We start from the raw sequence: 12,666 nt of genomic DNA on the forward strand, positions 1-12,666 counted from the left end.
GACCGTGAAACGACTCCACGCCGATGATAGTGCGGATACCCGTGTGAAAGTAGGTAATCGCCAGGCTCTCCCTTGAAACCCCCCAGTACGAAAGTACTGGGGGGTTTTGCTTTTGCGGCTTCGTTTACGCTGATCGGTACACTTGTGCCTGATTCTTTGCGCCGGGCGTCAGCTGCACGCATAATCACTGTTCCGGCTGCCTTTGCGCGTCGCCCCTCTTAAATCATCCGAATGCCAGCCGACGGCGAAGCCTCGTGGTTTCTTTACCTGCTCGAATGCGAGGGCAACACGATCTACACCGGCATTACAACGGATGTCGAACGACGTTTTGCCCAACATCAGGCGGGAACGGGTGCTAAATATACGCGATCGCGCAAACCCATCAGGATCCTGGGCTGGCAGCGCTTTGATAACCGCTCTGAAGCCTCAAAAGCCGAGGCGGCGGCAAAGAAGATGACTTCTGCGCAGAAGCGGGTGTTTTGCGTGAGATTGGCGGAAAAAGTGGCCAGGACTCCTGGTGTCGATCCTGTTTGAGCTTTACCCCCGTACCGTTATCCACCGCCCATCGGCGGAACCCTTCTTGCCCACCGACAGTGCCCTCTAACCTTCCTTAAGTCTGGTTTAAGGATCGCGCTTTAGGATGGTCCTGTCGCGTCCAGCCAGCCCGGACGCCTGAGGTAACCAAGAAAGGGAAAACGCCATGATTCGCCAGACGCTCGCACGCTCAGCCATCGGTATTGCTGCCCTGGCCGCTCTTGCCGGGGGGTATACCTATCTGCAGAAGGAAGTCATCACGCCGGGATATGCCGCACAGGCGCCCGTAACGGCCCAGGCCCAACCCCTGGCTGTGGCGGCTCCCACCGATTTTTCCAGCATTGTCGATCAGTACGGCCCGGCGGTGGTCAATATCAGCGTGACGGCGCGCGCGCAACGTACGTCGGCGCAAGTGCCGCAGGGTATGGACCCGGATGATCCGCTGTTCCAGTTTTTCAAGCGTTTCGGACCGCAATTCCAGGCCCCGCAGAATGGCCAGCAGCAACTGGTGCGTGGCCTGGGCTCGGGCTTTATCGTTAGCCCGGATGGCCTGATCCTGACCAATGCGCACGTGGTGGACGGCGCGCAGGAGGTGACTGTCAAGCTGACCGATCGCCGTGAATTCAAGGCCAAGGTCCTTGGTGCGGACGCACAAACGGACGTGGCGGTGATCAAGATCGATGCCAAGGAATTACCAACGGTACGCCTGGGCGACCCCTCGCGCGTGCGCGTGGGTGAGCCGGTGCTGGCCATTGGCTCGCCTTATGGTTTTGAGAATACCGTGACCGCCGGCATCGTCAGCGCGAAATCGCGCTCCTTGCCCGACGATACTTATGTGCCGTTCATTCAGACCGACGTAGCTGTCAATCCCGGCAACTCGGGCGGACCGCTGTTCAACCAGCGAGGCGAAGTGATCGGCATCAACTCGCAGATCTACAGCCAGACCGGTGGTTATCAGGGGCTGTCGTTCTCGATCCCGATCGACGTGGCAACCAAGGTGCAGGCGCAACTGGTGGCGCATGGCAAGGTCACGCGCGGCCGCCTCGGTATCGGCGTGCAGGAGGTCAACCAGGCCCTGGCGCAATCGTTCGGGCTGCCAAAGCCTAGCGGCGCGCTGGTCAATTCGGTCGAGCCGGACAGCCCGGCAGCCAAGGCTGGCCTGAAGCCGGGCGACGTGATCGTGCAACTCGGCAACGACGTGATCGATCACTCTGGCGACCTGCCGGAACATGTGGCGGATATCACCCCAGGTACGCAGACGTCGCTGAAGGTGATCCGCAAGGGCGAGCCCCTGACGTTGACGGTGAAGGTCGGTACGGCAAAGGATGCGGTCGTCGCCGGCAAGAGTCCCGCCAATGACACCGGCGGCAAACTTGGCCTCGCCGTGCGCCCGCTGAGTCCGACGGAGAGGCGCGACAGCGGCATTGACGGCGGGCTGGTGGTCCAGGATGTCGCGGGCCCGGCCGCAAAGGTCGGTATTCAGCCGGGCGACGTCATCCTGTCGATCAACGGTACGCCGATCAGTTCGGCGGAGCAGTTGCGGGCACTGGTGGCGAAGTCGGGCAAGCAGGTTGCACTGCTGGTGCAGCGCGACGATGCCCGTATCTTTATCCCGCTGGATCTGGGTTGAGAATGAAGTTAACAGCCGAGTTAACCACAGAGTTAACCGCGGTGTTAACATCGGCATGAAGTACGGGCGGGCCGGCGCGAAGGTATACGTGCCGGCCCGCCAAGCCTTATTGGGCGCCGAATTCCGGTGCAGAAGGGCTGCCAGAACGCTCGGTAACAGGTATTATCTCGACTGCGACGCAAGACACGCCGCGATGGCCTCGGCCATTGATGCGTAAATCATCTTGCTGACTCGATGACACAAGGAAGTCTATGCAGTTGGATTTCACCCGGACGTCCGCGACCACGGGGACCGAAAGGGCGCGGCGCCTGCCGCAAGCCAAGCCCGCCCCGCGCCGACGCAAGAAGGCCGAAGCCGCTCCGCATTGGGAGCGTGGCTACCGTTCGCACTTCTACCGCAATGAGCGCGGCGAGAAGCTGGGCGAGGTACGCCTGTCCGATCGCGGCGATATGCCGGTGGTCTATCACTGGGCGGCCGGTAATTACTCCGGCGCGGAGGGCTCGCTCGCACATGCCCGCATGCGCGTGGAAGAAACCATTGGCTTTGGCATGCGCCAGCTGGCGCTGTTTTAAGCAGACCGCCAACAGAACGTTTTTTTGCGAAGAACAGTACGCGCGCGCTCGGCGCCGCGTTTCAGCGGAGCGAACCGCTCCGGCACGGCCAGTCAGCTCCTCGCGTGGACATGACGCGGCCGGCACGGCAGACAGCTCTGCCTTCTCCCCGGCACCAACCTCCCAGTCGTCGGCAAGCGCTGTTCAATCGAGGCGGCGTTGCGCCAGCATAAAGACAGCTCCCGTCAGGGCAAGCACGGCGATCAGCCGGTAGAGATCCTCGCACGCGATCAGCCTGGCCTGTGTATCCACCAGTCCAGCCAGTTGCACGAGCGCGACCCGGTGGGCATGGATTGCATCGAGCCCGCGAGCGCCCAATACCGCTTGCGTTATGTCCATCCACTGCTGCGTCTGCTCCGGATGCTGRCCGAGCGCGCTGGTCAGGCTGGTATGCACGGCAAACTGCCGGTTCTGCAGGAGTACGGCGCCAAGCGCTGACGCAAAGGAGGCAGCGATCTGGCGAAGCAGGTTCTTGCTGCGATAGCCGTGGGCGAAATCGTCACCGGCCAGCGAACGAAAGGTCAGGCCCGCAATGGGGATGATGACCATCACGCCAAACAGTCCCTTGCCGACCAGCCCCCATGCCAGCGCAGCCGGACCGGCGTTGGGCGGCATCGAGGAAAACCACCAGGCCGCAGCGGCCATCAGCAAGAGGCCGCTCGCCATCAGCGGCTTCTTGCGCGGCAGGCGCGGAGCGAAGCGCAGGTAGATGAAGATGCCCGCCAGGCTAACCGTGGCCGCGAAGGTGTTGAGCCAGCCGGTTGTCGCCAGCGGCAGGCCTAGTGCCTGCTCGGCGTAGATCGGGAACACGTAGCCGCTCAGGTTGCTGATCAGGTAGTAAACAAAATACATGGCCAGCCCGGTCAGGTAGACCGGGTTGCGCAACGCCCGCAGATGGAGCACAGGCGTGCTGTGGTGCCATTGCTGCCAAAGGAACCCCATCAACAGGCCGATGCCCAGCGCGCAGATCAGGGCCAGCCGCAGCGGGTGCGAGAAGATATCGAAGCGGGCTTCCGTCATGGCGGCCTGCAAGCTCACCACGGCGGCACCGAAGAGCAGCAGCGGGCCCAGCGCGGGGCCGGAATCATCCTGATACGGCTCGGCATCGGGCAGCAGCAGCCAGGCACCCAGCGCTGCCAGCGCGGCGAAGGGCAGCACGCCATAGAACACGTCCTGCCACACGCCATGCTCGATCAGCTCCGCAGCCATGGCCGGCGCCAGCGCGGATGCCGTGAAAATACCGAGCATGAAGATGCGGGAGGCGCGCGGCCGGTCTGCCGGCGCAAACATCACATTGACCAGGATGCGGCAACTAGTAAACAGCGCGCCGCCACCGACGCCCTGCACGAAGCGCGCACCAACGAGCTGTGGCAGCGAATAGCTGGTGGCCGCCGCCAGCGTGCCCGCCATGAAGATCAGCAATGCGCCGGTAAGGTAATAGCGATAGCCAAAGCGTTGCGCCAGCCATTGTTGCTTGAGGATCATCAACATGCTGCCCACGGCGTAGGCGGCCTGGACCAGGGCGAAGCTGCGCGGGTCGGCATCGACGCCGCCGACGATATGGCTCGATGCGAACACGAACATGATGTTCTCGAGGAATTCCACTGACGTGGCCAGCGCGAGCAACAGCATGACCAGCGTCTGGCGCTGCCGATGGCTGAGCAGGCGCAGCCAGCGCAGTCCCAGCCGCAGCGGTTGCAGTGCGGAAGCTGTTTTCATGGTTCCAGCTTGAGCAGGTTCTGGTGCATGCGGCTCAGGGCGCGCGTGGAGGTGGCAAGGCCGCTTTCTCCCAACGGTTCCCAGGCCTCGGCGTAGGCAGCGTGCACGGCCGGCGCGACGCGCTGCAGCATGTGCAGGCCGGCGGCCGTCAGTACGAGTTCGGTACTGCGGCGGTCCTGTGCCGAGGCGTGCCGCCGCACAAGGCCACGCGCCACCAGGCCGTCCATCAGCCGGGTCATCTGGGTGCGCGTGGCGTCGAGCGTGATGCCAAGTTCGGACGGCAGGCTGGGCTGGCTGTCGTCGGTGGCGAGCATGCTGATCGCCAGGTATTGCTGCAGGTCCAGCCCGAACGGCGCCAGCGCCCGGTCGATGTGGCTGCGCAGCAGGCGCGCGGTGCGCATCAGGAGCCGGGAGGCCAGGATGAGGTCGCGCGGTGCTTCCGGATGGCTGGCACAGAAGCGGTCGATTCGGTCTTCGAACGACATGGTGGGGGAGTCGGGTGATGCCGGCGCAACAGAAACAGATTGCGCCCGGCTATTTAGTTACATACGTAACTATATCATATGAAACTAACCAGGGCGGCGACGTTCCTCAGCGCGCGAGCTGTCGCGACAGCCGCCGCAACGCTTGCCGCAGGCCCGCGAGTTCGCCGGAACGCAGCGCCGGGGCCTGGCGGCCGTAGCGCAGCCGGGTGTAGCGCTCGCTGAAATCCTGCACCGCTTGCGCGGCGGCAGGGAGGCGGCGCGCGGCCCGCGCGGCAAAATCCTGCGGTCCTTCCGCCGGCCCGCGCACGCACCCATGGCGTGCCAGGTCGCGACAGAAGCGGGCATACAAGGCTTGAACGGGATCGGCCTGGCGGCGCCTGAGCACAAGCGGCACGAGTACCAGCAAGCTCAGCGTCGCCAGCCCGGCCAGCAACGCCTGCGGCACGCTGTCGCCGATGCCGAGCTGCTGCATCAGGCGTGACTGCTGGCCGCGATCGTATTGCAGCACCCAGCGCTGCCAGGTGTAGACCATGCCGTCCATGCCCCAGCGCAGGTCGCGCAGCCAGCCGGGGTCCCGCACCGCACGCAGCGCTTCGATCTCGCTGGCCTCCAGCGCGGCGTCGATGCCGTGTTCGACACGGCTGGGCGCCACCGCGCTGGTGGGATCGACGCGCACCCAGCCGCGCCCCTCCAGCCAGATCTCCGCCCAGGCGTGGGCATCGGCCTGCCGTACGATGTAGTTGCCGCCGATCGGGTTGTACTCGCCGCCCTGGTAGCCGGTGATCACCCGCGCCGGCACACCGGCCGCGCGCATCAGGAAGACAAAGCTGCTGGCATAGTGCTCGCAGAATCCTCGCCGGGTATCGAACAGGAAGCTGTCGACCTGTTCGCGGCCAAGCGGCGCGGGCGACAGCGTATAGCTGAATGGTGCCGCGGCGAACAAGCGCAGTGCGGCCCGTGCCCGCTGCGCGGGATCCGCGTATTGCTCCGCCCATTCGGTGGCCAGCGCCCGGCTGCGCGGATTGCCGGGCGGTAGTGCCAGCGCCAGTTGTCGCGTCGGGAGATCGAGCGCCTGCGCCTTGGCCGGGGCCGAACGCGCGCGGTAGCGCAAGCGCCGGTCGATGGGATCGCTGGCGAAAAACTCGCCGTCGGCGTTGACTACCGCACCGGCACCCGGGTCGATCGCCTGGCCGCGGTCAAGCAGGAACAACCACTGGTGCTGATTGGGTTCGAGCGTGATGTTGTAGCTGATGCTGTTGCCAGCGGATGCCTTGCCTGCCATTTCGCCAAGGTCCCTGGCATAAGGCGGTGCCTCGTCGGTGGCCGGCAGGCCAGGTGCCGGCTGCGCGTGCCGCTGCCGCAAGGGCGCTGGCCGCCAGGTCTTGCCATCGAATTGCCACAGCACCAGCGCTCGCCAATACAGCGCGCTGGCGGGCAGCGGCTCCCCTTCCACGTCGGCGCGCAGCGCCACTTCTGTGGACTGCGTCAGCTGGCTCACGCTGCCCGGGCTCATGGTGTCGCTGATGCCGGTGGCGGCCACGGTCTCGGCTTGCGGCAGCCGCCACAGCGGGCGATCGAGGCGCGGGAACAAGACGAACAGCAGCAGCGCCCAGGGCAGGCCGATCAACACCAGGCGGCCGAGCAGCGGCCATGCCGCGAGATAGCCGCGGGCCTCGGGATGGCCCAGGAACAACCAGTTGCGCAGCAGCCAGGCGGCGATGGCAAGGCTATACAAGGCCAGCCAGAAAGGCTGGTCGAACAGGTACAGGCTCAGCAGCAGGTAAAAGCAGAGCTGGGTCACCAGCGTGGCGTCGGCCAGCACGCTGCTCTCCAGCAGCTTGAGCACGACGAAGGCGCCCAGCAGCGCCACCGACAGGTCGCGCCCCATGTTGCCGCCGGCTTGCCAGACCAAGGCGGCCGCGACCAGGATTACCAGCCCGGCGACGAGCGCGAGTATCAGGCGCGAGGGCAACGGCGCACGCTGGCGCCACAGCAGCCAGCGCCAGCTCATCAGCAACACCAGCAGGACGCTGATGGTGACGGGCAGGCTGCGTGCCTGCGGCGCGAGCACGAGCGCCAGCTGGCCCAGCAGCAAGCCATGCTCCTCGTGCGCGAGGGGGCGCGGCGACGGCTTCACGGCGTACCTTGCCCGGCCCGGTCCGGCCACAGCGCCAGGGCTTCGAGGCAGGCGCGGCGATGCGCGCCGCCGCGGCCGGGCGGAATTTCCACGCCGGGCAGGCGCAACCCGATCTCCATCGTATCGCCCGAGGCCAGCACCCAGGCGCACAGGCGCGAGAGCCGCGCTTCGGTGGCCAGTGCCGGCGGCAGTGCCTGCCAGTCCAGCCAGCACGCGGGCTGGCCGCCGGCCTGCCCGGTGCGGCTCAGCAAGCGGCCGGTGCGCGCGCTATGTTTCCAGGCGACGCGATGCAGCGGGTCGCCGCTGCGGTAGCGCCGCAACTGGTCTATGCCATCGTCCGACGGCAGGGACGCCACGCCATCGTCCCCGGGCTGCGCGGCGAACGGCAGCGGCGGCGCGCCGGCTTCTGGCTGCGGGTAGACCAACGCGACCAGCGGCAGGTCGGCATGACTCCATACGCGGAACAGGCCAAAAGGAAAACGGCTCGATAAGGTGACGCGCGGCAGCGCCAGCCAGCCGCGCCGGCCGGTGGGCAGATGCAGCGTGAGCAGGCCACTGGCATCCCGGGCCAGGCTCAGGCTTGCCGGCAGCGCCCCGGCCTGGGATGGCAGGCTTGCCTCGATGCCGATGCGTACCCGTGCGTCGGTGCCTGCAATGCCGGCGATCCGCAGGCTGAAGGCCGCGGGCTCGCCGGCAAACGCTGGCTCCGTGCCGGCGCCGGCGACTGTCATGTCGAGCAGGTTGCGGTAGGCGTGCCACATGCAGGCCATGCCGATGCCGCCGAGCAGGAAGGTGAGGGCGAAGCCCAGGCTGATGTTGTAGTTCAGCGAGGTCAGCAACATGGCCAGCAGCAACAGCGCGAAGCCCAGGCCGGCGCGGCCGGGCAGGATATACAAGTGGCGGCGATCGAGCGTCACCACGCCTTGCCGGGGCGGGCGCTGGCGCTGCAGCCAGGGTGGCGAGGCCCAGGCCCGGCGCTTGCGGGCAGGCGCGGCCGGGGTCGCCATGCGCGGCGATGAGAACGGCCGGCTGCGGGACATCGCGGATCAGGGAATGGCAACGTCGGACAGCAGGCGGGCGAGCGCCTCCTGTCCACCGCCGGCGGCGCCGGCCGGCAGCAGCCGGTGGCCGGCCACCGGCGCGAAGACCGCTTGTATGTCCTCGGGCAGCACCATATCGCGCTGGTGCAGCAGTGCCCAGGCGCGGGCACAGCCCAGCAGCGCCAGGCCCGCCCTGGGCGACAGCCCGGCGGCAAAGGCAGCGTTCGCGCGCGTGGCCTGCACCAGGGCCAGTGCATAGTCCACCAGGGCAGGGCTGGCATAGACCTGGGCCGCGGCTTGCTGCAGCGCGCCCACCTGCTCGGCATCCATCACGGGCGTACCGGCCGCGGGTGTCGCCCCGCCGAGGTAGAGCACGCGCTCGAAGGCCGGATCGGGATAGCCCAGCGACAAGCGCATGGTAAAGCGGTCGAGCTGGGATTCGGGCAGGGCGTGGGTGCCGATCTGGTCCAGCGGGTTTTGCGTGGCGATGACGAAGAACGGGGACGGCAGGGCATGGGTGACGCCGTCGTGGGTGACCTGCCCTTCCGCCATCGCCTCCAGCAAGGCGCTCTGCGTCTTCGGCGGGGCACGGTTGATCTCGTCGGCCAGCACCACCTGCGCGAACACAGGGCCCCGATGGAAGCGGAACTCGGCGCTGTCGCGCACGAAGACGGACACGCCGATCAGGTCGGCCGGCAGCAGGTCGCTGGTGAACTGCACGCGCTGGAACTGCAGGCCGAGCGTGCGCGCCAGCGCATGCGCCAGCGTTGTCTTGCCCACGCCGGGCAGGTCCTCCAGCAGCAGGTGGCCACGCGCCAGCATGCAGGCCAGCGCCAGCCGGATCTGCCTGGGCTTGCCCAGGACGATGCGGCCAAGCTGGGCTTCCGCCTCGGAGAGCGATGCGACGATGCGTGGGCGAGCTGTCACTTGAGGCCTTGCGGGTCGGAAGGAGGACCCGGCCATTGTAGCGGCGCGTGTGTATCGGGGAACAGTCTGTTTGCGCACGCAGCACATGCCGGGCGCGCCGGATTGCCCGGCTTCTGGCATTATCGAAGCTGTCGGCCCTGCCAACCCCACATCCCCTGCAATGAACTCCCCGCTTGCTGTACCGCCGGGCGCCGCTTCCACGGCGGTTTCCACGGTTTCCACCGCTTCGGCCATCGCCCCGACCGCCGCTGAATTGAACGAACTCAACCGAGTCTTCCACGCCGACGGGTATATCGTGCTGCGCGGCTTCGCCCCGCCGCAGGTCTGCGACCGGATCGAGCAGGTAACGCGCGAGCAACTGGCCGCGGCGGTCCCGCCTGTGGAGTACGAAGCCGAACTGGGTTATCCCGGCGCACCCGCCAGCCGCGAAGCCGCGGGCGGCGGCACGGTGCGGCGCTTGCGCCAGGCTTACGGGCGCGACGAGGTGTTTCGCCAATGGGCGGTCGACCCCGCGGTAACGAAGGTCGTGGCGACCCTGCTGGGCGAGCCGCCGCTCCTGACGCTGGCGCATCACAACTGCGTGATGACCAAGCATCCGCACTATGGCAGCCAGACCGGCTGGCATCGCGATACCCGTTACTGGTCGTTTGCCAGCCCGGAACTGGTGACGGTGTGGCTGGCGCTGGGCCGGGAGGACGAGAGCAACGGCGTGTTGCGCGTCATTCCAGGCTCGCACACGGTTGCCCTCGAACCGGGCCAGCTCGATGCGGCGGAATTCCTGATCGAATCGCATCCGGGCAGCCAGGCCCTGCTGCGTGGCGTGCGGCCCCTTGCCCTGGAGCGCGGGGACGTATTGTTCTTCGATAGCCGGCTATTTCACAGCGCGGGGCAGAATCTCTCGGAGGCGGTCAAGCTGTCGGCCGCCTTTGCGTATTTCGGTGCCGGCAACCATCCGCTGCCGGGCACGCGTTCGGCCGAATTCGGCAGCATTGCGCTGCCCATGCCCGCGGCAAGCTAACCGGCATCCACCATGCTGGCTCGTCGCGGGCCAGCGCCCTGGCCGGCCTGTGGGCGATGCCGCAATGCCGGGCGCATCAGGTGCGCAGGCCGACCAGGTTGGAGATCTTCTCGGACGCGGCCAGCAGTGGCGGCAGGAAGTTGCCGGCCATCTCGTCGGCGCTGGTGCGGTTGGCCTGGCCACTGATATTGATGGCGGCGATGACCTGGCCGCCGCGGCTGCGGATCGGCGCGGCCAGCGACACCAGCCCTTCTTCCAGCTCCTGGTCGTTCTGCGCCCAGCCGCGCGCGCGGATGCCGGCGATGATGGCCTTGAGCGTTTCGATGTCGGTGACGGTCCGGCTGGTACGGGCGCGCAGGTCGGTGGCGCGCAGCACGCGGTCCAGCTCCGCATCCGGCAGGCCCGCCAGCAGCACGCGGCCCATCGACGAGCAATAGGCCGGGAGCCGGCTGCCGATGGACAGGTTGATGGTCATGATCTTGCGCGCGGGCACCCGCAACACATAGACGATTTCGGTCCCATCCAGCACGGAGATCGAGCAGCTTTCATGCACTTCCTGCGACAGCGCTTCCATGATCGGCTCGGCCAGGTTCCAGAATGGCATCGAGGTCAGGTAGGCGAAACCGAGGTCGAGGATCTTCGGCGTCAGGCGGAACAGGCGGCCGTCGGCGCGCACATAACCCAGGCCCACCAGGGTCAGCAAGATGCGGCGCGCGCCGGCGCGGGTCAGGCCACTGGCCTGCGCGATCTCGCTGAGGGTCTGGGCCGGGTGTTGGGCGTCGAAGGCGCGGATCACCGAGAGGCCGCGTGCAAAGGACTGCACATAGGTATCGCTCGGCTTCTCCGTGCCCGCGGCGGCGGGCTCCACGGAAGCATCCGTGGCCGGGTTGTCGGGATTGTCGGGAGCGGCAGGGCTGGCCATCGGTCAGTTCGGCGGGTTGCCGAATACGCACGGAAAGGCCGAAAGGGTAGAGGAAATGCGCGCAGTACGCCAGTGGCGCATGGCCGGGGCGCCGCCGCCACGGTGAGAACCGGCGCAGGCGTCCCGGCTGCCGCATAATGTCGCGCGTTTGGGCAACATTGCTTGTAAAGGAAACATCGTCCGGTGAACGAGACAATCCAGTGGAATGATTGGGAGGCCTTCTGCTGCGTGGTGGAGCAGGGCACCTTCACTGCCGCCGCGGAGCAGCTGGACTGCCCCAAATCCCGGGTCTCGGCGGCCGTCGCACGGCTCGAGCTGGCGATCGGCTCCAAGTTGCTCCAGCGCACCACGCGGCGCATGCGCCTGACCGATGCCGGCAGCGCGGTGTATCGCGACGTGGCTCCGCTGTTCGCGCGGCTGCGCGAGATCCGCCAGGAAACGCTGGCGCGCGAGGAACGCGTGCAAGGGGTGCTGCGCATCGCCGCGCCCTACGAGTTTGGCGCGCACCAGCTTGGCGGCGTTATCTGCCGTACGCTGGCGGCCCACCCGGCGCTCGATGTGAAGGTGGAGATCACACAAGGCATGGTCGATCCCATCCGCGATGGGTTCGATGTGGCCTTTGTGGCGGTGGATGCCGATCTTCCTGATTCAGGGACGGTGGCGCGGCGTATCTATCACGTCGAGCGGGGACTATTCGCGGCGCCGGCGCTGGCCGCTGGCCTGCACCCGCAGTTGCTGCCAGAAGACCTGGCAAACCTGCCCACCCTGACCACACCCGGCGATGACATGTGGGAGTTCATGCGCGAGGGCGAGCGCGTGGCGGTGCCGATCCGGCCGCGCATGCAGACCGCCAACGCCGAACTCCGGCTCCAGGGCGCGCTGGCCGGCCTCGGCATCGCCCGCTTGTCGCTGATCTATTGCGAAGCGGAGGTGGCCCAGGGGCGCCTGGTCAAGGTATTGCCGGACTATCCGCCACCGCCGCTGCGGATCTTCGCCTTGCTGCCGGACCGCCGGTTGCAGCCGCGCAAGGTGCGCGTGTTCATGGAAGCGGTGGAAGCCATGATGGCATCCGGATTGCTGGGTAGCGGAAACGACGCAGCCGCGCCCGGCCCGTGAAGGCGGCGCGGCTGCGGGGTCATGCGCAAGGGGCGGCTGGCAGGCCGGCCCGTTGGCGCCTGGCTAGGCTGTGGCCACTTCTTGACGACTACGGTTGATAGGCCACAACTGCTGTCTCTTCCATCCCAGGTGAATGCCGGGGCGCAATCAGGCGCCGTCGCTGAAGCTGCTGCGGGCTTCGTTCGTGCCGCGGGCGCCGTCGGTGTACGGGTCACGCGGGCCGTTGTGGGCACCATCCGTGAACGGGTCGCGGCGGCCGTTGTGGGCGCCATCGGTGAACGGATCGCGCGGACCGGTGCGGGCGCCGTCGGTGAACGCGTCCACCGTGCGGCCGATGCTGCCGTCGAGGCGGGCGAGGTCGGAAACCGGCGAGTTGGCGTGCGCGGAGGCGGCAGCCATCGACAAGCCGATGGCGCAGAGGAGGGTAACGGCGAGGGTGCGGGGCTGTGTGAGAGTCTTCATGATGCTGCTTTTTCCTTCTGGCATGTCGTGGTGTGTTCCACGTTGCACGTACTGTAGGCGGCCTT

The 12,666-nt window shown here is 67.0% G+C and carries 12 protein-coding genes; 5 read left to right on the forward strand and 7 right to left on the reverse strand.

All coding sequences use genetic code 11. From position 1 onward, the window contains the following. Nucleotides 1-231 precede the first annotated feature (231 nt). The 3 genes from AC1DT6_RS27565 (at nt 232) to AC1DT6_RS27575 (ending at nt 2,736) form a co-directional block, all read left to right on the forward strand. A complete protein-coding gene (locus AC1DT6_RS27565) occupies nt 232-534 on the forward strand; it encodes a GIY-YIG nuclease family protein (RefSeq protein WP_441631855.1) in 303 nt (100 codons plus the stop codon). Nucleotides 535-700: 166 nt separating this feature from the next. Next, nucleotides 701-2,164, forward strand: a complete 1,464-nt coding sequence (locus AC1DT6_RS27570) for a DegQ family serine endoprotease (RefSeq protein ID WP_441631857.1) — start codon at nt 701-703, stop codon at nt 2,162-2,164. A gap of 251 nt (nt 2,165-2,415) precedes the next feature. Beyond that, nucleotides 2,416-2,736: a hypothetical protein gene (locus AC1DT6_RS27575; RefSeq protein ID WP_045235519.1), complete on the forward strand. Its 321-nt coding sequence runs from the start codon at nt 2,416-2,418 to the stop codon at nt 2,734-2,736. 183 nt (nt 2,737-2,919) lie between these two features. Here AC1DT6_RS27575 and AC1DT6_RS27580 read toward each other — a convergent pair whose 3' ends face one another. The 5 genes from AC1DT6_RS27580 to AC1DT6_RS27600 all read right to left on the reverse strand — a co-directional run bounded on the left by AC1DT6_RS27580 (nt 2,920) and on the right by AC1DT6_RS27600 (nt 9,083). Continuing rightward, nucleotides 2,920-4,494, reverse strand: a complete 1,575-nt coding sequence (locus tag AC1DT6_RS27580) for an MFS transporter (RefSeq protein ID WP_441631859.1) — start codon at nt 4,492-4,494, stop codon at nt 2,920-2,922. Further along, complete coding sequence (locus AC1DT6_RS27585; protein ID WP_441631861.1) at nt 4,491-4,979, reverse strand: MarR family winged helix-turn-helix transcriptional regulator; 489 nt, start codon at nt 4,977-4,979, stop codon at nt 4,491-4,493. Before AC1DT6_RS27585 ends, AC1DT6_RS27580 begins: the two co-directional genes overlap by 4 nt. 106 nt (nt 4,980-5,085) lie before the next feature. After that, nucleotides 5,086-7,116, reverse strand: a complete 2,031-nt coding sequence (locus AC1DT6_RS27590) for a transglutaminase TgpA family protein (protein ID WP_441631863.1) — start codon at nt 7,114-7,116, stop codon at nt 5,086-5,088. Next, nucleotides 7,113-8,156: a DUF58 domain-containing protein gene (locus AC1DT6_RS27595; protein WP_441631865.1), complete on the reverse strand. Its 1,044-nt coding sequence runs from the start codon at nt 8,154-8,156 to the stop codon at nt 7,113-7,115. The genes AC1DT6_RS27590 and AC1DT6_RS27595 overlap by 4 nt, the downstream gene beginning before the upstream one ends. Nucleotides 8,157-8,162: 6 nt before the next feature. Next, a complete protein-coding gene (locus AC1DT6_RS27600) occupies nt 8,163-9,083 on the reverse strand; it encodes an AAA family ATPase (protein ID WP_441631867.1) in 921 nt (306 codons plus the stop codon). Between the two features lie 160 nt (nt 9,084-9,243). On the opposite strand from AC1DT6_RS27600, the gene AC1DT6_RS27605 reads away from it, so the two are divergent. After that, nucleotides 9,244-10,101 (forward strand): phytanoyl-CoA dioxygenase family protein, encoded by an 858-nt coding sequence (locus AC1DT6_RS27605; RefSeq protein WP_441631869.1) that lies wholly within the window; start codon nt 9,244-9,246, stop codon nt 10,099-10,101. A gap of 76 nt (nt 10,102-10,177) precedes the next feature. Here the strand turns inward: AC1DT6_RS27605 and AC1DT6_RS27610 are convergent, their stop codons facing one another. Beyond that, the gene (locus AC1DT6_RS27610; RefSeq protein ID WP_441631871.1) at nt 10,178-11,023 is read right to left on the reverse strand and encodes an IclR family transcriptional regulator; all 846 of its coding nucleotides are present in this window, start codon (nt 11,021-11,023) and stop codon (nt 10,178-10,180) included. 183 nt (nt 11,024-11,206) lie between these two features. Here AC1DT6_RS27610 and AC1DT6_RS27615 point away from each other — a divergent pair, with 183 nt between their 5' ends. Next, nucleotides 11,207-12,139 carry a LysR family transcriptional regulator gene (locus AC1DT6_RS27615; RefSeq protein ID WP_441631873.1) on the forward strand — a complete coding sequence of 311 codons (933 nt, stop codon included), beginning with the start codon at nt 11,207-11,209 and terminating at the stop codon, nt 12,137-12,139. Nucleotides 12,140-12,286: 147 nt separating this feature from the next. On the opposite strand, the gene AC1DT6_RS27620 is transcribed toward AC1DT6_RS27615, so the two are convergent. Beyond that, nucleotides 12,287-12,601 (reverse strand): hypothetical protein, encoded by a 315-nt coding sequence (locus tag AC1DT6_RS27620; RefSeq protein ID WP_441631875.1) that lies wholly within the window; start codon nt 12,599-12,601, stop codon nt 12,287-12,289. Nucleotides 12,602-12,666: the final 65 nt, after the last annotated feature.

This window comes from Cupriavidus sp. 01L45 (assembly GCF_056399885.1).